Origin of the sequence: Enterobacter cloacae complex sp. I3, assembly GCF_014896175.1 — a bacterium.
GTDB lineage: Bacteria > Pseudomonadota > Gammaproteobacteria > Enterobacterales > Enterobacteriaceae > Enterobacter > Enterobacter bugandensis.
Genome location: NZ_JADBQZ010000014.1, coordinates 103,144 through 122,754, shown reverse-complemented (window position 1 = coordinate 122,754; position 19,611 = coordinate 103,144). Strand labels below are relative to the sequence as shown.

General features: G+C 57.7%; 16 protein-coding genes and 1 pseudogene. 10 read left to right on the top strand and 7 right to left on the bottom strand.

Going from position 1 to position 19,611, the window contains the following annotated elements; translation table 11 throughout:
• Nucleotides 1-458: 458 nt before the first annotated feature.
• From IM271_RS20345 to IM271_RS12915, 6 genes and pseudogenes are all read right to left on the bottom strand, one after another.
• Nucleotides 459-1,187, bottom strand: a pseudogene (locus IM271_RS20345) (filamentous hemagglutinin N-terminal domain-containing protein); the annotation flags it as partial.
• Nucleotides 1,188-1,282: 95 nt separating this feature from the next.
• On the bottom strand, nt 1,283-2,980 hold the full coding sequence (locus IM271_RS12935) for a ShlB/FhaC/HecB family hemolysin secretion/activation protein (RefSeq protein WP_193052692.1): 1,698 nt from the start codon (nt 2,978-2,980) through the stop codon (nt 1,283-1,285).
• A gap of 182 nt (nt 2,981-3,162) precedes the next feature.
• Nucleotides 3,163-4,116, bottom strand: a complete 954-nt coding sequence (locus IM271_RS12930; RefSeq protein ID WP_193052691.1) for a GlxA family transcriptional regulator — start codon at nt 4,114-4,116, stop codon at nt 3,163-3,165.
• A gap of 26 nt (nt 4,117-4,142) precedes the next feature.
• A complete protein-coding gene (locus IM271_RS12925) occupies nt 4,143-4,922 on the bottom strand; it encodes an MBL fold metallo-hydrolase (RefSeq protein ID WP_193052690.1) in 780 nt (259 codons plus the stop codon).
• Between the two features lie 122 nt (nt 4,923-5,044).
• A complete protein-coding gene (gene nlpA, locus IM271_RS12920) occupies nt 5,045-5,845 on the bottom strand; it encodes a lipoprotein NlpA (RefSeq protein WP_063155221.1) in 801 nt (266 codons plus the stop codon).
• 147 nt (nt 5,846-5,992) lie between these two features.
• Nucleotides 5,993-6,412 carry a GNAT family N-acetyltransferase gene (locus IM271_RS12915; protein ID WP_193052689.1) on the bottom strand — a complete coding sequence of 140 codons (420 nt, stop codon included), beginning with the start codon at nt 6,410-6,412 and terminating at the stop codon, nt 5,993-5,995.
• Nucleotides 6,413-6,598: 186 nt separating this feature from the next.
• On the opposite strand from IM271_RS12915, the gene IM271_RS12910 reads away from it, so the two are divergent.
• From IM271_RS12910 to IM271_RS12890, 5 genes are all read left to right on the top strand, one after another.
• On the top strand, nt 6,599-7,168 hold the full coding sequence (locus IM271_RS12910) for a TetR/AcrR family transcriptional regulator (RefSeq protein ID WP_028014987.1): 570 nt from the start codon (nt 6,599-6,601) through the stop codon (nt 7,166-7,168).
• 148 nt (nt 7,169-7,316) lie between these two features.
• Nucleotides 7,317-8,438 carry an efflux RND transporter periplasmic adaptor subunit gene (locus tag IM271_RS12905; RefSeq protein ID WP_045260816.1) on the top strand — a complete coding sequence of 374 codons (1,122 nt, stop codon included), beginning with the start codon at nt 7,317-7,319 and terminating at the stop codon, nt 8,436-8,438.
• The gene (locus IM271_RS12900) at nt 8,438-11,548 is read left to right on the top strand and encodes an efflux RND transporter permease subunit (RefSeq protein ID WP_193052688.1); all 3,111 of its coding nucleotides are present in this window, start codon (nt 8,438-8,440) and stop codon (nt 11,546-11,548) included. Before IM271_RS12905 ends, IM271_RS12900 begins: the two co-directional genes overlap by 1 nt.
• On the top strand, nt 11,548-12,912 hold the full coding sequence (locus IM271_RS12895; RefSeq protein WP_049137119.1) for an efflux transporter outer membrane subunit: 1,365 nt from the start codon (nt 11,548-11,550) through the stop codon (nt 12,910-12,912). Before IM271_RS12900 ends, IM271_RS12895 begins: the two co-directional genes overlap by 1 nt.
• A gap of 121 nt (nt 12,913-13,033) precedes the next feature.
• The gene (locus IM271_RS12890; protein WP_028014983.1) at nt 13,034-13,330 is read left to right on the top strand and encodes a YicS family protein; all 297 of its coding nucleotides are present in this window, start codon (nt 13,034-13,036) and stop codon (nt 13,328-13,330) included.
• A gap of 44 nt (nt 13,331-13,374) precedes the next feature.
• On the opposite strand, the gene IM271_RS12885 is transcribed toward IM271_RS12890, so the two are convergent.
• Entirely contained in the window at nt 13,375-14,325 is a 951-nt protein-coding gene (locus tag IM271_RS12885) for a LacI family DNA-binding transcriptional regulator (RefSeq protein WP_028014982.1), read from the bottom strand.
• 293 nt (nt 14,326-14,618) lie between these two features.
• Between IM271_RS12885 and IM271_RS12880 the strand changes: the two genes are divergently transcribed.
• From IM271_RS12880 to IM271_RS12860, 5 genes are all read left to right on the top strand, one after another.
• Nucleotides 14,619-14,933, top strand: a complete 315-nt coding sequence (locus IM271_RS12880; protein ID WP_014830072.1) for a PTS sugar transporter subunit IIB — start codon at nt 14,619-14,621, stop codon at nt 14,931-14,933.
• A gap of 11 nt (nt 14,934-14,944) precedes the next feature.
• On the top strand, nt 14,945-16,270 hold the full coding sequence (locus tag IM271_RS12875) for a PTS sugar transporter subunit IIC (RefSeq protein ID WP_028014981.1): 1,326 nt from the start codon (nt 14,945-14,947) through the stop codon (nt 16,268-16,270).
• Nucleotides 16,271-16,287: 17 nt separating this feature from the next.
• Nucleotides 16,288-17,664, top strand: coding sequence for a glycoside hydrolase family 1 protein (locus IM271_RS12870; protein WP_193052687.1), 1,377 nt, complete (start codon nt 16,288-16,290; stop codon nt 17,662-17,664).
• A 5-nt stretch (nt 17,665-17,669) separates the two neighbouring features.
• Nucleotides 17,670-17,972 (top strand): PTS lactose/cellobiose transporter subunit IIA, encoded by a 303-nt coding sequence (locus IM271_RS12865; protein ID WP_193052700.1) that lies wholly within the window; start codon nt 17,670-17,672, stop codon nt 17,970-17,972.
• A gap of 138 nt (nt 17,973-18,110) precedes the next feature.
• Complete coding sequence (locus IM271_RS12860) at nt 18,111-19,490, top strand: carbohydrate porin (RefSeq protein ID WP_193052686.1); 1,380 nt, start codon at nt 18,111-18,113, stop codon at nt 19,488-19,490.
• Nucleotides 19,491-19,611: the final 121 nt, after the last annotated feature.

The following is a 19,611-nucleotide window of genomic DNA, read 5'->3' as shown; positions in this document are numbered from 1 at the left end:
TCGCCCGTGGCATCGGCCCGGCTCTGGTTGTCCAGCACCAGCTGTCCACCGCTCAGCGCCAGGTTCTCTCCTGCCGAGATCGCACTACCCGTGGCTGACAGCGTGCCGCCGCTGGTCAGCGTGGTAAGGGTATCGCTTCCGCTGCGGGTATTGGTGAGTACGATATCCTTTCCGGCCGCCACGCTGAGCGCGCCTTTGCTGCTGATGCTGCCGCCCGTTATCTGCACTTTCCCCTCACCGGAAAGGCGCATATCCCCCTGGCTGGCGAGGGTGCTGTTATTGAGTTCCACATCCTGCGAGCTGGTTACATTCAGCGCCCCCGCGGCCTGATGGCTGCCGTTGAGGGTCACCCCCGCGCCATTCGCGGCGATCGATCCGCTGGCCACGCTGTTCGTGACCGTCAGTTTCCCGCCCGCATCAAGCTGAATGTCCCCCTGGCGCGCAGTGAGGTTGCCGAGGTTTACTCCTACACCCTTCTCGCTGGAGACCAGGCGGATACGGTTGGCATACATCCCGCCGAGCGCGCCGGTATCCACAGCCACTACGGGTGCAGCCCCCTCACCGGCAATCGGCTTAACTCTTCCATCTGCGCCAACGCGGTTCGCACCTGCCGTCACCTTCAGGTCGTTCGCGTGAATCGCGGCGTTCACCTCCGTTGCGCGCGCAATAATCGACAGCGCGTCGCTCTTGCTGGCGTCCAGCCCCTGGCCTTCAACCGTGATGGCCCCTTTCGTTACATCCAGCGCCAGCAGGTTACCGTTAGCGTCAAACTGCGGTTTACCCGTGGTCAGCGTGGCGTTGGGGGTGTTGATAAACCCGCATCCGTTACAGGTGATCCCGTACGGGTTAGCCACCATGACGTTTGCCGCCTTACCGGCAACTTCCGTGTAGCCCTGCAGCTGGGAGCGGCTGGCTCCCGTGACTTCGTTGATGATGCCTTTCGCTTCCCGCCCGGCCTGCAGGTTGGGGTTGTTCTGGATAAGCCCGCCCAGCTGGGTCTGGGTTAAACGATCGGTACCGTTGTTGAGGATAAGCCCCTCTTTGCCGACGTTGTAATCCTGGAACTGGTTATGCGAAATGCCCGCCCCATTCGGCGTGGCGATATTGATGACCGGAACCCCGTTCCCCGCCCGATCCACCGTGGTCTGCCCGGTCGGCGTAAGCGCCGCCGCGACGGCAGGTGCCATCGGTTGCCAGACCATTAAGCCGCAGACAATCCAGCTGATCAGACGCTGTGAGAAACGAACGGGTGGGTGACGGGTATCCATAGTCGTAGAGTCTCTTAAAGCATGAAGGCAATGCGCCAGTTAACGCTCACATGATCCGGGCCAAGCCAGTCGGGGTAGTGCAGCGGCGTGCCGACTGAAACCTGGCTGCTGTACCAGCGCCCTGCGCTGCTCAGCCCCACAGAGGCCCCCCATAACGTGCCGGAGGCAAAGCGGTCCTGACGGTCTTTTTCCAGCCAGCCGCCGTCAACGGCGATCGTTGCGCTCACCGCGCCAATCACCGGGAGGGTGAAGAGGGAATACCCCAGCTCGTTACGCCAGTAGCCGCCGTTATCCCCGGACAGATACTGCTCTTTAAAACCGCGCACGGAGCTTTCCCCGCCGAGCGTAAGGCGCTCGGAGCCGTAGAGCCGGTCGGGCGACCACTGGCCGTAGGCGCTGGTCAGCCACCAGGCGTTACGGGCGACGGGACGCTGGAAGCTGGCGTTCAGGCTCCATTTGCGGAATTCTGCCCGCGGCATATCGCCGGATTTACCTTCGTCGGTTTCGGCATTGAACCACGGCATGCCGTGGCTCCAGGTCGGGTTGAAGGTCGCCACACCGCCCAGCATTTTTTGCGTGTGGGTAACCCCGAGGATCAGGCTGGAGAGATTGCGCGTGCTGCTCTGAAGCGGCGCGTCGTTAAGCCAGTTACGGCTTGAACGCTGAACCACGCCTGCCGCGATACCGGTTTTCACATCCCCGTTGCGGAAAACCACCCACGACGCGTTGACGCGGTGGGTTTTGGTATCGCCCGTGGAGAGCCAGTTGAACCCCTGGTTATTGATGGTGGTTCGGTAGTTGCTCCAGGCGTAGCTGTAGTCCAGCAAGCCATAGCCAAACGGCACGCTGACGCCCGCCTGGAAATTCTGCGCATCGTACGCGCTGGCAAAATCACTGCTGCGCCCGCCGCTGACAAACCATTTATCCGCCAGCCCCAGCATATTGTTGGCGGTGAGCACGCCGTTAAGCTGGTTTTCACCGGTGCTCTTCTGCCCGCTATTATCCAGGCTTACGGATGCGCTTAAGGGAAATTCCGGTTTTGCCGTGAGATTAACAATCGAATATCCGGCCTGCGTTCCCGGCAGAATTTCAATCTGAACCGGCTCGGCGCGCAAACGGTTTATTTGCTCCATGCCCTGTTCGATGTCGCGTAAATTAAGGATGCGCCCCACCCGTCCCGGAAACGCCATTTTCAGCATCCGCGGCGTTTCACCTTCCAGGCGAATCGCTTCCAGCCGGCCTTCCAGCACAACAATATTCAGCTGACCGCCGGAGAGATCCTGCTCGGTAAGAAAGGCGCGGCTGGTGATATATCCCCGGCTGATATACCAGTCGGAAATATGGGCCAGAAGCTCCGTTATTTTCGCCATATTCAGACACTGGCCCTGCCACGGCGCAACAAGTCTATGCTGGGTTTTTGGGGAGATTAAGGTCGCGCCGGAAAGCGTAATGTTATTAATGGTGAAACAAGGCCCGGAGCCGGTAACAGGCCGTGGTCTGGCGGATTCGGGAAGGGGAATACTGCGCTCCAGCTCTTCACGCTGCTGCTGGTTCTGGAGTAAAAGCTGCTGCTGTTGCTGTTGAATGGCATCGCGATCGGCTGGCGACAGCGGCGCAGCGTGAGCGCTCGCTGAAAAAAGCGCAGCCAATAAGATAGCAACGGCATAATTTACAAATGAAATTATTCTAATTTTTATTTCTGAGCTATTCATCCATGCCACAAGGTTATTTCGCAATTATTATAGTCGCAATATAAGAGCATTCTTAATGCGAGTATATGTGATTTGCGTTATGGCACATTAAAAAGAATATTATTTCAGAAAATTGCGAGCTCGATTAAGAAAATAAGAGAAATATTTAACTTACCCTTCAATGAAGAGTTAGCCGTAATAAATTAAATATGCCGGCGAAACGTTTTTCGCCATTCAGCAGGGCTCACCCCAAAGCGCGCCTTAAACTGCTGTCGCCAGGTGACGGCGGAATTAAATCCCACCAGCTCCGCCACGCTCTCAACTGGCATATTTCCGACTTCAAGCAAAATCTGGCTGCGCCGCAGGCGTTCGGCGGTAAGCCAGTCGGCGACGCTCATCCCCGTGGCTTTAATAAAATGGCGGGTCAGCGTGCGGCGGCTCATCGAAACCACCTCCGCCAGCGAGTCCAGGCTATGCGGTTCGGTGATGTGCTGCTGCAGGTAGTCGATGAGGCAGTTAATACGTGCGTCACGGGTATCTTTCGGAACCGGCTGGGCGATGAACTGCGCCTGCCCGCCCTCGCGATGGGGCGGTACAATCATCCGACGTGCAATCTGGTTGGCGACGACGCTGCCAAAACGCTGGCGAATGATGTACAGGCAGCAGTCCAGCGCAGCCGCGGTACCGGCAGAGGTGATGATATTGCCGTCATCCACGTAGAGGGCATTGATATCCAGCTGGACGTTCGGAAAGAGCGACTGGAAGTGATGTTCAAACTCCCAGTGGGTGGCGGCCCGTTTACCGTCGAGGATCCCCGCCCAGGCCAGCACAAACGACCCCAGACACAGGCCGACAATTTCCGCGCCGTTGTCTCTCGCCAACACCAGGCTGTCGAGCAGCGCCTGAGGCGGCCGTTCAAGGACGTGCTGCCAGTAGGGAACGACAACAATGTCGGCCTGCCCGATGGCGGTGTAATCCTGCGTGGCGTTGAGGGCGAACCCGTCTTTTGAGGTAAGAAACCCCGGCGTTTCGGCGCAGATCGTCACGTTAAAGCGCTTTTCGCCGGAGACCGAATCACCAAACAGAATGCAGGGAACGGAGTAGTGGAACGGGCTGAACCCGTCTACCGCGACAATCGCAACGTTGATTAGCGACATCTGTCTCTCCTTTCCCGTTAACGCACTCAGAATATAACGGTTTCGCCATCCTGGGGAATGCTCACCGCATCGCTCACCTGGTTGGCTTCGACGTACTCACGCAGCGCGCTGCGGGTCAACAGACAGTGGTTAATCGCCTCCATGTGGCTCGCGACGATTTTAGCCTGCGGCAGCAGGAAATGGACGTTAAGCACATCTTCCTGTCCCATAATAATGGGCCCAAAGCCGATGACGTGGGCATAACCGGCGTTCAGTACCACCACATCCGGCTGGTATTTTTGCAGATCGGCTGCCACCTCTTCACGCCAGATGGTATCCCCGGCAAGATAGAGCGTCTTCTCACCAGGATGACGCAGCACCACGCCACAGGCCTCGCCCAGCCGCTCCGCAAGCTCCGGCACGGCGTATGCGCGGTCGGTCCCGTGCTGGCCGCCGTGGGTTTTCGTAATCTGAATATCGCCGAAGAAGGTCGCGTCGGTCATGACCGTCAGGTTGCTAAACCCCTGGCTGCGCAGCAGCGCGGCGTCACGATCGTTTTGCACGTAGATCGGTTTGTCTTTGGCGATCAGCTCTGCCGCGGTGCGATCCCAGTGATCGTCATGGGTATGGGTGACGATCACCGCGTCAGCGTCCAGCAGCGTATTGACGTCAACGGGGAGTTCGACCGTCGGGTTACGGCGTTCGGCATGCGCCGTACCGGGAAAGCCCGGATAAGCGCCTTTCGGGGCCAGCATCGGGTCGATTAAAAGACGTTTTCCGGCGTAGGTAATCAGCAGGGTGGCATTGCGAATTTGGGTAATGTTCATGGGCTATCCTCCGGTTGGTGTGATAAGGAGGATAACCAGCCGTCACAATTGGTGCTGTGGGCTAAAGGGCGATTACCGATGGAATCGGGCCATTTTCATCACCGCGTTTTCTGCCGGCACCTTTACCAGCCCGGCACCGCCCCGCCGTTAAAGATCGTTTCTGCCGCTTTCGCCACTTCCGGTGACTGATACGACTGGATAAACGCCTTCACGTTCTCCGCGTCTTTGTTGTCTTCGCGCGTCACCACGATGTTCACGTACGGCGAGTTTTTGTCTTCAATAAAGACGCTGTCATGCACCGGCGATAGCCCGGTTTGCTGAATATAGGTAGTGCTGATGATGGCGACATCCACTTTCGGGTCGTCCAGCACGCGCGGCAGCTGTGCCCCTTCCAGTTCCATGATTTTCAGCTGCTTAGGGTTGGCGATAATATCCAGCGCCGTCGGCAGCAGCCCGGTGTCCGGCTTCAGGGTGATGAGCTTCTCTTTTTGCAGCAGCAGCAGCGCGCGGCCAAGGTTGGTCGGATCGTTTGGAATGGCGATAGTCGCCCCGTCCTTCAGGTCAGAGACGGATTTGATTTTGCGGGAATAGCCTGCCATCGGGAAAACAAAGGTGTTCGCCACGGCCACCAGCTTGTAGCCATGCGCCTTGTTATCTTCTGCAAGGAACGGACGATGCTGGAAGACGTTGGCATCCAGCTCTCCCTGGTTAGTGGCATCGTTGGGCAATAGCGAGCCGCTGAATCCGACCAGCTCCACGTCCAGGCCATATTTCTCTTTTGCCACCTTTTTGGCGACTTCCGCCACGTCCTGTTCAGCGCCGTTGATGACGCCCACTTTTATGTGTTTGGCATCGCTGCCACTTTGATCGCACCCTGCCAGCAGCAGGCCAGCGAGAACCAGAGCACCCAATCGACGTTTCACGAGAAAGTTCCTTTTGCTGAATGTTTTAGTGACTATATCGACAACGAGGCGGTGAAATAAAAAACGAAAAAGAATCAATAAGAAGGATAAGTTATATGCGGGTATGGCCGGGTGATGCTGCGCTTACCCGGCCTACGGATTCAGAGCTTAAAGGACTTTCGCCAGGTAATGTCGCTGCATGCCCGGGTACGGATAATCCTGCAAAGACATCTGCAACTGGTACCCCTGTTTTTCATAGAACGGGCGCGCCTGGAAGCTGACGGTATCCACCAGCGCGTGCTTGCAGCCTTTGCGTCTGGCTTCCTCTTCCGCCGTTTTGATAAGCTGGCTGCCCACGCCGGTACCCCGCACGGTGTCGCTGACCCAGAGAAAGTCGATATTCAGCCAGTCGCCTTTACGCACCCCAATGAGCCCGCCGAGCATGACGCCTTTATCGTCTCGTACATAAACGCCAATGTCGCCGCTAAAGTTTGTCAGATCGATAAACTGTCCGTTATAGGCTCTTAACCCCACAAATAGCTCTTCTTTTTCTGCGGGTGTTACATTATCTGTTATGCTCAGGTGCATATTCCTCTCCTTATTTTCCGCGCAATTTGAATATCTCACAGCTTAACCTTCATAAAAACTCCTAATTTCCTCCTTTTTTTTAATACAGAAACATTCACTCAATAACTAAATAAAAAAAGCCTTTCCAATACGCATCCAAAACGTATACTGAGAACGATCATTCTCACTTTTGCACGGTATACGACGATGAGCACAAAGCTGGAAGAACGACAAAAACAACGTCAGGACGAAATCATCACCGCCGCGCGTCGCTGCTTTCGCGCCAGCGGATTTCACGCCGCCAGCATGTCGCAAATTGCCAGTGAGGCGAAGCTTAGCGTCGGGCAAATTTACCGTTATTTCAGTAACAAAGACGCGATTATTGAAGAGATGATCCGCCGCATTATCGACTCACGCATCGAAGGGATGCAGGATAAAACGGTGGTGGAAGGGATGCCGCAGGCGCTCGCCTGGCGTCAGACGCTCAACGAAGACGACGATGCGTTGATGCTCGAAATGTCTGCCGAGGCGACCCGTAACCCGCAGGTGGCGGCCATGCTGATCGCAGCCGATGCCCGGATGTTTACCAACGCCTGTGCGCACCTGAAAAAACAATTCCCCCATCTGAGCGATGAACATATTCGCTGCTGCGTGGAAATTACCGCGGTGATGATCGAAGGCACGATTTACCGTCGACTCGCGCCTTTAAAAGTACCGTCAGAACAATTAGAGCCTATCTATCAGAATATTTTAAATATGCTTTTCTCTGCGAAGTAATCGCATGTGAATAATTAGCGGGAATAAGTAATTTCCCAACTTAACATTTCCGGCCATGCCGGAGATGCGGTATCGCTGTGCCTTTAAATAGCCCCCCTCCCTGTTGATCCTTTAACAGGGCAGGCATCGTTCACCCTGGAAAAAGATTATGAAAACCATAACAACCTCCATCGCGGCATTACTCCTCCTGACCGGGTGCGATAATGCGCAAACATCTGCTCCCCAGCATCCTCTTCCGGATGTGGGGATTGTCACCCTCATGAGCCAGCCGGTCTCCGTCGTCAGCGAGCTCACGGGCCGCACCACCGCCGCCATGAGCGCCGAAGTGCGCCCGCAGGTGGGCGGCATTATTCAGAAGAGGTTGTTCACCGAAGGCGATACCGTGAAGGCAGGACAGGCGCTGTATCAAATTGACCCTTCCAGCTACCGCGCGGCGTTTGATGAAGCCGCCGCGGCGCTGAAACAGGCCCAGGCGCTGGTGCAGGCCGACTGCCAGAAAGCCCAGCGCTATGCGCAGCTGGTGAAAGACGACGGCGTGTCGCGTCAGGACGCAGAAGACGCGAAGTCCACCTGCGCGCAGGACAAGGCCAGCGTTGAATCAAAGAAGGCCGCGCAGGAGAGCGCGCGCATTAACCTCAACTGGACCACCGTCACCGCGCCGATTGCCGGACGCATCGGCATCTCCTCCGTCACCCCCGGCGCGCTGGTCACCGCCCAGCAGGATACCGCGCTCGCCACCATTCGCGGGCTGGACAGCATGTACGTCGACTTAACCCGTTCCAGCGCCGATCTGCTACGATTGCGCAAGCAAACCCTTGCCACCAATAGCGATACGCTAAGCGTGTCGTTAATCCTCGAAGACGGCAGCACCTACAGCGAGAAAGGCCGCCTGGCGTTAACCGAAGTGGCGGTGGATGAATCAACCGGCTCGGTCACGCTGCGCGCCGTCTTCCCGAACCCGCAGCATCAGCTCCTGCCGGGCATGTTTGTCCGCGCCAGGGTGGATGAAGGCGTCATGAGCGACGCGATCCTCGCGCCGCAGCAGGGCATCACCCGTGACGCCAAAGGCACCGCCACCGCTCTGGTGGTCAATGCCAGCAATAAGGTCGAGCAGCGTCAGCTGGAAACGGGTGACACCTACGGCGACAAATGGCTGGTGCTGAGCGGGCTGAAGGCAGGCGACAGGCTGATTGTGGAAGGTACTGACAAAGTCACCGCAGGGCAGGAAGTGAAGGCCGAAGAGATGAAAGCCAACGGAGGAAACGCCTGATGTTTTCCCGTTTCTTCGTGCGTCGCCCGGTCTTTGCCTGGGTTATCGCTATTCTTATCATGCTCGCTGGGATGCTGGCCATCCGCACGCTGCCGGTCGCGCAGTACCCGGACGTTGCGCCGCCGTCGATCAAAATCTCCGCCACCTATACCGGTGCCTCCGCGCAGACGCTGGAAAACAGCGTGACGCAGGTGATCGAGCAGCAGCTGACCGGGCTGGATAACCTGCTCTACTTCACCTCCACCAGCAGCTCGGACGGATCGGTGAGCATTACCGTCACCTTCGAGCAGGGCACTGACCCGGACACCGCTCAGGTGCAGGTGCAGAACAAAGTCCAGCAGGCGGAATCGCGCCTGCCCACCGAGGTGCAGCAGTCCGGGATCACCGTCGAAAAATCCCAGAGCAACTTCCTGCTGATCATGGGCGTGTACGATAAAACCGACACCGCCAGCAGCTCGGATATTGCCGACTGGCTGGTGAGTAATATGCAGGATCCGCTGGCGCGCGTGGAAGGCGTCGGGAGCCTGCAGGTGTTCGGGGCGGAATACGCGATGCGCATCTGGCTCGATCCGGCGAAGCTGGCGTCCTACTCGCTGATGCCGTCCGACGTGCAGAGCGCGATTGAAGCGCAGAACGTGCAGGTCTCCGCCGGTAAAATCGGCGCGCTACCCTCGTCGAACGCCCAGCAGCTGACCGCCACCGTCCGCGCCCAGTCGCGCCTGCAGACGGTGGATCAGTTTAAAAACATCATTGTGAAGAGCCAATCCAACGGCGCGGTGGTGCGCATCAGCGATGTCGCCCGCGTGGAGATGGGCAGCGAAGATTATACCGCCACCGCGAAGCTCAACGGCCACCCGGCGGCGGGTATGGCAGTCATGCTTTCACCGGGTGCGAACGCGCTCAACACTGCGACGGCGGTGAAAGATAAGATTGCCGAGTTCAAAAAGTCGATGCCGGAAGGCTACGACGTGGCCTACCCGAAGGACAGCACCGAGTTCATCAAGATCTCCGTTGAGGACGTGATTCAGACCCTGTTCGAAGCCATTGTCCTCGTGGTGGTGGTGATGTACCTGTTCCTGCAAAACGTCCGCGCGACGCTGATCCCCGCGTTGGCGGTACCTGTCGTTCTGCTGGGTACCTTCGGCGTGCTGGCGCTGTTCGGCTACTCCATCAATACCCTGACGCTGTTTGCGATGGTGCTGGCGATTGGGCTTTTGGTGGATGACGCCATCGTGGTGGTGGAAAACGTCGAGCGTATTATGCGCGACGAGGGGCTGCCCGCCCGGGAAGCCACCGAGAAATCGATGGGCGAAATCTCCGGCGCGCTGGTCGCCATTGCGCTGGTGCTCTCTGCGGTATTCCTGCCGATGGCCTTCTTCGGCGGTTCCACCGGGGTGATTTACCGTCAGTTTTCGGTCACCATTATTTCGGCGATGTTCCTCTCCGTGGTGGTGGCGCTGACCCTGACGCCCGCGCTCTGCGGCTCGATTCTGAGCCACACGACGCCGCACAAAAAGGGCTTCTTCGGCGCGTTTAACCGCTTCTATAGCAGGACCGAGCGCGGTTATCAGAACAAGGTGCTGCGCGCTCTGCGCCGTTCCGGCGGCATGCTGGTCATCTACGCCCTGCTCTGCGGCGCGATGGGCTTCGCCATGCTTAAGCTGCCGGGCAGCTTCCTGCCGACGGAAGACCAGGGCGAAATCATGGTGCAGTACACCCTGCCAGCCGGCGCGACGACGGTACGTACCGCCGAAGTCAGCCGCCAGGTGCGCGAGTGGTTCCTCACCAAAGAGAAAGCCAACACCAACGTGATCTTCACCATTGAAGGCTTCAGCTTCAGCGGCAGCGGCCAGAACGCCGGGATGGCGTTTGTCTCCCTAAAGAACTGGTCAGAGCGTAAAGGCGATGCAAACACGGCTCAGGCCATCGCCCTGCGTGCCACGCAGGAACTGAGCACCATCCGCGATGCGACCATCTTTGCGATGACGCCGCCTGCGGTGGACGGCCTGGGCCAGAGCAACGGTTTTACCTTTGAGCTGATGGCCAGCGGCGGCACCGACCGCGATGCGCTGCTGAAACTGCGTAACCAGCTGATTGGCGAAGCCAACCAGGACAGCTCGCTGCACGCCGTGCGCGCCAACGATCTGCCGCAGATGCCGCAGCTTCAGGTGGATATCGACAACAACAAGGCCGTGTCGCTGGGGCTGTCCCTGAGCGACGTCACCAACACCCTCTCCAGCGCCTGGGGCGGGACCTACGTGAACGACTTTATCGATCGCGGCCGCGTGAAAAAGGTCTACATCCAGGGCGACAGCGACTATCGCGCCGTGCCGTCCGATCTCAACAAATGGTATGTGCGCGGCAGCGACAGCACCATGACCCCGTTCTCCGCCTTCGCCACCACCCGCTGGGAGTATGGCCCGGAAAGCCTGGTGCGCTACAACGGCTCGGCGGCGTATGAGATACAGGGCGAAAACGCCAGCGGCGCGAGCTCCGGCACGGCGATGAGCAAAATGGAGCAGCTGGCAAACAGCCTGCCGTCCGGCAGCACCTGGGCGTGGAGCGGTTTGTCTTTGCAGGAAAAACTGGCAAGCGGTCAGGCGATGAGCCTCTATGCCCTTTCCATCCTCGTGGTGTTCCTGTGCCTGGCGGCGTTGTATGAGAGCTGGTCGGTGCCGATTTCGGTCATCCTTGTGATCCCGCTTGGGGTGCTGGGTGCGGCGCTTGCCGCCTCCCTGCGCGGCCTGAGTAATGACGTCTACTTCCAGGTGGCGCTACTCACCACTATCGGCCTGTCGTCGAAGAACGCCATCCTGATTGTCGAGTTTGCCGAAGCCAAAGTCGCAGAAGGTTACTCCCTGACGCGCGCCGCCCTGCGTGCCGCCCAGACGCGTCTGCGTCCCATCATCATGACGTCGCTGGCGTTTATCGCAGGGGTGACGCCGCTGGCCGTTGCAACCGGTGCAGGTGCCAACAGCCGCGTGGCAATTGGTACCGGCATTATCGGCGGAACGCTGGCCGCGACGCTGCTGGCGATCTTCTTCGTCCCTTTATTCCTTGTACTGGTGAAACGTCTGTTCTCCGGTAAACACGCGAACCGGAGGTCATAATGTTTCGTGTCACTGTTTTAGCGTTAGTCCTGCTGAGCGCAGGGTGTGTGTCGTTAGACCCTACCTATCAACGCCCGGACGCTCCCGTCCCGGCGACCTTGCCCGGCGCGCACGGCGAAGCCACCGCCGTGGTGAGCCAGTGGCAGCAGGTGATGAACGACGCGAGGCTGAAAAGCGTGGTGACGATGGCGCTGAACAGCAACCGCGACGTGCAAAAAGCGATCGCGGATATCGACGCCGCCCGCGCACAGTACGGTGAAACGCGCTCGTCCCTGTTTCCGACGGTGGACGCCGAGCTGAGCCACACCCGCAGCCGCACGCTGGCAAGCGGTGTTGCGACAAGCGACGAAGCCAACGGCGCGGTCTCCAGCTTCGAGCTGGATCTGTTTGGCCGCAACCAGAGCCTCTCCCGCGCCGCGCGTGAAACCTGGCTTGCCAGCGAGTTCACCGCGCAGAACACGCGCCTGACGATGGTTAGCGAGCTGACCACGGCCTGGGTGACGCTGGCGGCGGATAACAGCAACCTGGCGCTGGCGAAATCCACAATGGAGAGCGCGGCAAACTCGCTAAAGATTGTGAAGCGCCAGCAGGAAGTGGGCGTCGCGGCGGCTACGGACGTCAGTGAAGCGATGGCGGTTTACCAGCAGGCGCGCGCCAGCGTGGCGAGCTACCGGACGCTGGTGATGCAGGATAAAAATGCCCTCAATCTGCTGGCGGGCGATACGGTGCCGGAGAACCTGCTGCCCGGTACGCTGGAGAGCCTGAGCAACAACGCCATCACGCTGATCCCGGCGGGCGTCAGCTCCAGCGCGCTGCTGCGCCGCCCGGACATTCAGGAAGCGGAACATAACCTGCTGAGCGCCAACGCCAATATCGGCGCGGCGCGCGCCAACTTCTTCCCGACCATTTCACTGACCGCCAGCGCGGGCGTCGGCAGCGACTCGCTCTCCTCCCTGTTCAGCCACGGGATGAAGGTCTGGTCATTCGCGCCGTCCATCAGCCTGCCGCTGTTCAGCGGCGGCAACAATCTGGCGCAGCTGCGTTATGCAGAAGCCGAGAAAAAAGGGTTAATTGCGACCTACGAAAAAGCCATCCAGAGCGCGTTTAAAGACGTGGCCGACGCGCTGGCGCGCCGTGAAACGCTCAGCGAGCAGCTTGATGCCCAGCGAGAATACGTGGCGGCCGAGCAAAAAACGCTGGATGTGGCAACGCGCAGCTATAAGGCGGGCGCGGGGGATTATCTGACGGTACTGACCGCGCAGCGGTCGCTGTGGTCGGCGCAGGAATCGCTGATTGCGCTGCAGCAAACCGACCTGGAGAACCGCATCACGCTGTGGCAGTCGCTGGGCGGGGGGATCCAGTAACCTTATCGGTGGGCGATTCTCATGCGCAGAAAAGAGAAAATCATACTTTCGACTGGAATCGCTACACTGAATGTAACGATATATTTCATGGGAAGCCTGTGACGTCTAAAGGGGGTTGTTGATGAAAGCTGCGCACCTGGTCTGCCTGCTGGTTTGTCTGCTCTTCGCCGCGTTTGTCCATGCTCAGGAAAAGGACGATCCGGCGAAAGAGGCGCAAATAAAGCAGCAGGTCCTGAAAGATATTAAGAAAACCTGTACGCCACAGAAAAAGCAGAGCGATAAGGCCTGGCAGGAGATGATTTTGTCGTCCGAGGCCAATCAGCTGCTGATCAAAAACGCCATCACCGCCGTGAAGCGCGACAACCTGGACGCCTACTGGGCTGCGGTTGGTCAGGTGGATTGTCTGGAAGATTATTGAGTTCTCGCCGGGTGGCGCTGCGCTTACCCGGCCTGGAAAATGTTTTAACGCTTCCGCACGTCCGGAATGATGAGATCCCCGCGCAGAACATAGGACCCGAGCATCTGCGTTTTCTCCGTCAGCCAGCTTACGATACGCGCCGCCATGGCATCCATTGAATATTCAATCGCCGGGATCACCGGAATACCCGGCAGGTGCAGCGATCCGGCCAGGCTAAAGACCATAATGTCGTCCGGTACGGATTTATTAAACGCCTGCAGCTGCGGGATCACCCGCTGGGCTTCCTGCTCGTCCGCCACCAGTAACGCGTTGAAGTTCAGCGTGGACGCGTTGTTGAGTAATTCCTGAAGCGCAACGGACGAGGAGGTCGCGTCCATAAAGACGAGGTTGCGATTAAAGGGCAGGAAATTTTTCTCCAGCGCGTGCTTATAGCCAAGCAGCACCTGGTCGGCAAACCCGCTGCCGTGCGGGTGGATCAGCGCAATCTGGCGACGCCCCTGGCTGGTCAGATAGTTACAGGCGGTTTCGGCGGCAAAGGCGTGATCGAACTGAATGCTGTTGGAGTTATCAGCCTCCATGCAGTCCACCAGAATGACGTTTTCCATATCCACGTCCAGCGGGAAACGGGCGCCAATCACCAGAATGTCGTCACACAGGCCACAGGAGAGTTCTTCAAGAGCATTCATCACTTCCGCTTTGCTATGGGCGAAGCGCAGCAGCAGGTGTTTTTGATGCTGGCTGAGCTGTTTTTCCAGCGCGTAAAGATAACCGGTGGTCTGGTTAATGTTTTCCTGCGCGCAAATCACCCCAATGCAGCCCGTCGACTGGCTCAGCAGCGACTGGGCAATCACGTTAGGCCGGTAGTTCAGCTCATCCACCGCCTTCAGCACGGCCTGACGGCTGGCTTCCTTAACGCCACGTGACCCACTCAACACTCGCGATACCGTGGCTTTAGACACCCCGGCCAGACGTGATACATCATTGATTGTCGACATCTCTTTCCCCTGGCAGGCTAACCTCGCGCCTGCAAATTCCATAACCGCTACGGCTCACATTATAGCCAGAACGGAGTATATCCGTTTCCGTTTTTCATGGAAACCGATTTTCCGTTTCCACTCAAAATGATGTTAAAACAGCCAAATTATGTGACCAACATCCGGTTAATTAGCCTCATAAGCATTGGATCTTGATGGTTATCACAGTTCTGTTTTTTATAAATGGAAACCGGTTTCCGTATCATGTCCAATCATTCTCGCAATAACTATTTACATTTAGAGGATGGTTGTCGATGTTCAAGATTATGCTGTGTTGCTCTGCCGGGATGTCCACCAGCCTGCTGGTCAGCAAAATGGTCGATGTCGCGAAAGAACGTGGTTTGCCGGTGAAGATCGATGCGTACGGTGTTTCCGAATTTGATACGCAGTTTCCGCAATACCAGGTGGTACTTCTCGGACCGCAAGTGAAATACATGTTACAGACACTCTCAGACAAGGCGGCTACGAAAGGCATTCCGGTGCAGCCCATCGACATGATGGACTACGGCATGCAGCGTGGCGATAAAGTACTGGACTATGCTCTGTCGCTCATCGAAGCGGCACACTAAAAGGTGTTCACATGAGTTCGTTATATCAATCCATGGTCGCGGTGATTGAGCAGTCAATTACCCCGCTGGCCGCGAAGCTCGGCCAGCAAAAGTATGTGATTGCCATTCGCGACGGCTTTACCGCCGCGCTGCCGTTCATGATCATCGGCTCGTTTATGCTGGTGTTCATCTTCCCGCCGTTCTCGGCGGATACCACCAACAGCTTTGCCCGCGGCTGGCTGGATTTCTCCCAGACCTACCGCGAGCAGCTGATGCTGCCGTTTAACCTCAGCATGGGCGTGATGACCTTCTTCATTTCGGTGGGGATTGGCGCAAGCCTGGGGCGTCAGTTTAACCTCGACCCGGTGATGTCCGGCCTGCTGGCCTTTATGGCCTTCCTGCTGGTCGCCGCGCCGTATGCCGACGGTAAAATCTCGACCCAGTATCTCTCCGGTCAGGGCATCTTTACCGCGCTTATCACCGCGATTTACGCCACCCGCGTCTATGCGTGGCTGAAGCAGAACAACGTGACCATCCGCCTGCCGAAGGAAGTGCCCACCGGCGTGGCGCGTTCGTTTGAGATCCTGATCCCGGTGATGGTGGTGATCGGTACGCTGCACCCGCTGAACCTGTTCATTGAAGCGCAGACCGGAATGATCATCCCGCAGGCGATCATGCACCTGCTGGAGCCGCTGGTATCCGCATCCGACTCCCTGCCCGCGATACTGCTCTCCGTGCTGCTGTGCCAGATCTTCTGGTTTGCCGGTATTCACGGCTCGCTGATTGTCACCGGCATCATGAACCCATTCTGGATGGCGAACCTCTCCGCAAACCAGGCGGCGCTCGCCGCAGGCGCGGCGCTGCCGCACGTTTACCTGCAGGGCTTCTGGGATCACTACCTGCTGATTGGTGGCGTAGGCTCCACGCTGCCGCTGGCGTTCCTGCTGCTGCGCAGCCGCGCCACGCACCTGCGCACCATCGGCAAAATGGGCATTGTGCCGAGCTTCTTTAACATCAATGAGCCGATTCTGTTCGGCGCGCCGATCATCATGAACCCGATGCTGTTTATCCCGTTCGTGTTTGTTCCGCTGGTCAATGCCTGCCTGGCGTACGGCGCAACGAAGCTCGGCTGGCTGGCTCAGGTGGTGTCATTAACCCCGTGGACCACCCCCGCGCCGATTGGTGCCTCATGGGCGGCAAACTGGGCGCTCAGTCCGGTGATAATGTGCCTGGTCTGTATGGTGATGTCCGCGCTGATGTACCTGCCGTTCCTGCGCGCCTATGAGCGTACGCTGATGAAAAACGAAGAGCAGAAGGCCCAGGCAACCGTCGGTACCGCTGAAGCCGCAAGCAATTAAGTCAAAGAGGAAAGGACATGAAATACGCATTTCCCGATAACTTCTGGTGGGGCAGCGCAAGCTCCGCTCTCCAGACCGAAGGGGCAAGAGAGGGCGAAACCACCTGGGACTACTGGTTTGCCCGCGAGCCGAACCGTTTTCACAACGGCGTGGGGCCGCAGCAGACCTCCACGTTTTATCAAAACTGGAAAACGGACATTCAGCTGTTAAAGCAGCTGAACCACAACAGCTTTCGTACCTCGATTAGCTGGGCACGCCTGATCCCCGACGGTATCGGTGAAGTGAACCCGGAAGCGGTCGATTTTTACAATCAGGTCATTGATGAGCTGAATGAACAGGGCATCACGCCGTTTATCACCCTGTTCCATTTCGACATGCCGATGGCGATGCAGGAAATCGGCGGCTGGGAAAACCGTGACGTGGTGGACGCTTACGCCCGCTATGCGCAGATCTGCTTCGAGCTGTTTGGCGACCGCGTACTGCACTGGTTTACCTTCAACGAGCCGATCGTGCCGGTGGAAGGCGGTTATCTGTACGACTTCCACTATCCGAACGTGGTGGATTTCCGCCGGGCGGCCACCGTGGCGTATCACACCGTGTTGGCCCACGCGAAGGCCGTTCAGGCTTACCGCGCCGGGCATTACGCGGGGGAGATCGGCATCGTGCTGAACCTGACGCCGTCGTACCCGCGTTCGCAGAACCCAGCGGACGTGAAGGCGGCGCACATCGCGGACCTGATGTTTAACCGCAGCTTCCTTGACCCGGTCCTGCGCGGCGAATACCCGGCGGATCTGGTGGCGCTGTTGAAATCTTACGACCAGCTGCCCGCCTGCAAGCCGGAAGACGGCTTCCTGATTGCGGAAGGAAAAATCGACCTGCTCGGCGTGAACTACTATCAGCCGCGTCGCGTGAAGTGTCGCGACAGCGCGGTGAACCCGCAGGCGCCGTTTATGCCGGAGTGGTTCTTTGATAGCTACGAGATGCCGGGCCGTAAGATGAACCCGTACCGCGGCTGGGAAATTTACGAGCCGGGAATTTACGATATTCTGGTCAACCTGCGCGACAATTACGGCAACCCTCGCTGCTTTATTTCTGAAAACGGCATGGGCGTCGAAAACGAGCAGCGCTTTATTGAAAACAGCCAGATTAACGATCAATACCGCATCGATTTTATTTCTGAGCATTTATCGTGGCTGCATAAAGGGATTAGCGAAGGGTGCAATTGTCTTGGCTACCACATGTGGACGTTTATTGATAACTGGTCGTGGTGTAATGCCTATAAAAACCGCTACGGATTTATCCAGCTCGATTTAAAAACGCAGCAGCGCACCATTAAGAAAAGCGGAGAGTGGTTTGCCGCCACCGCCTTAAATAATAGTTTTGAAAAAGAGTAATAATGATGATCGCACTAGAAGAAGCCGTAATGGAAATTATCGTCAACGCCGGACAGTCCCGCAGCCTGTGCTTTGAAGCGCTGCACGCGGCGCGTCAGGGCAACATCGACGAAGCCAAAAGCCTGCTGCGCGAAGCCGACGGCTACGCGCGCCTGGCGCACAAGATGCAGACCAAACTGATCGAGCAGGATGCGGGCGAAGGCCGCCAGCCGATGACGTTAATCATGGTGCACGCGCAGGATCATTTAATGAATTCCTTATTAGCGCGTGAACTGTCTGAAGAAATTATTCATTTATATCAGAGATAGTCTATGGCGAAATAAAGTTAATGTAATACCTCTGTACCCTAAATAGAGATCCACTTGTTCTGATGATAGCGACATACTCTGTCAGATCGGAGCGGGATGGTTATTGTCTGAATAAAATTAAACTATATTGAGATAACCATGAATACGATTAAAAAACTTCCATTAACCATGGCGGTTATCGCCGCGCTTTGCCCAATTTCCGTACTCGCACAAGAATTTACCCAAGAGCAAATCGACGCCATTGTGGCGAAAGCGGTAGATAAAGCTCTGGCCGAGCGTCAGGCCAAAATGGATGCGGCGGTTGCGAAAAAAGCGGACGTGGTAACCGAGCCGCAAAGCGCGGCGCAATCCCCGGATATGGCGATCCCATTCGGGATTAAATTTACCGGCTACGCCCGCTACGGCGCGCACTTCCAGGCCGCCGATCAGAAATACGTGGCGGTGGACGGCTCCTACAACGGCGCGTCCGCGATTGGTCGTCTGGGTAACGAAGGTAACGGTGGGGAATTCCAGCTCTCCAAGGCCTTCAAAGGGGACAACGGCGCCATCTGGGACATCAACGTGATGATCGACCACTGGGGCGACGAGGTTAACCTGAAAAAAGCCTACGCGGGGGTGACCAACATTATGGCCTCCAACCCAAATGCCTACTTCTGGGCCGGTCGTGACTTCCACCAGCGTCCGCAGCAGGGCATCAACGATTACTTCTGGATGAACCACGACGGCCAGGGCGCCGGGGTGAAGAACTTCGACATCGGCGGCGTGCAGTTTGACGTGGCTGCCGTGGCGGCAGTCGAATCCTGTAGCCCGGAAGTGATGGAAGATGAAGCGAACCCGTCGCGCATCACCTGTACCGGCGGTTCCGGCACGGGCGACAAGGGCAACTACGCCGCGACCTCCAAAATCCACGGCATGAAGCTCGGCCCGATCGACATGGAGCTGTACGCCAACTATGGCTTTGATTCGAAAGCGGTTGAAAGCGACGAACGCCTGAACGCCTGGCAGGGCGGCGTGGTGCTGAGCCACACCAACGACAGCGGCGTGAACAAGGTGATCGCCCGCTACTCCGATAACGCGGATAACAGCGTATTCAACAAAACCGAAGATCTGACCACGGTCTACGCCAGCTTCGAAGGGCTGTATAAATTCACTCAGGCCACGCAGGTGGAGTACATCCTCGCCTTCCACGACTACGACAACAGCCGCGATAAGACCGACAACCGCAAGAACTACAACGCCATCGTGCGCCCGATGCACTGGTGGAACGACGTTCACTCCACCTGGCTGGAAGCAGGCTGGCAGCACGTTGACTACGATAACGGCGGCGACAACAAGGGCTGGAAGCTGACCCTGTCGCAGAACATGTCTATCTCCATGGGGCCGGAGTTCCGTCCGATGCTGCGCTTCTACGTCACCGGCGGCAAGGTGGATAATGAACGCACCGCGCGCGTGAACAATACCAAAGACGAGACGCTCGACGACTTCAACGTCGGCGCGATGTGGGAGGCGTGGTTCTAAGGTCAACAACATGCCGGGTGGCGCTACGCTTACCCGGCCTACGGTTTTCCCCCTCTCCCCGTGGGAGAGGGCCGAGGTGAGGGCATCAGGCCGCACACAACCATGCTATGCTGTTGGCCAA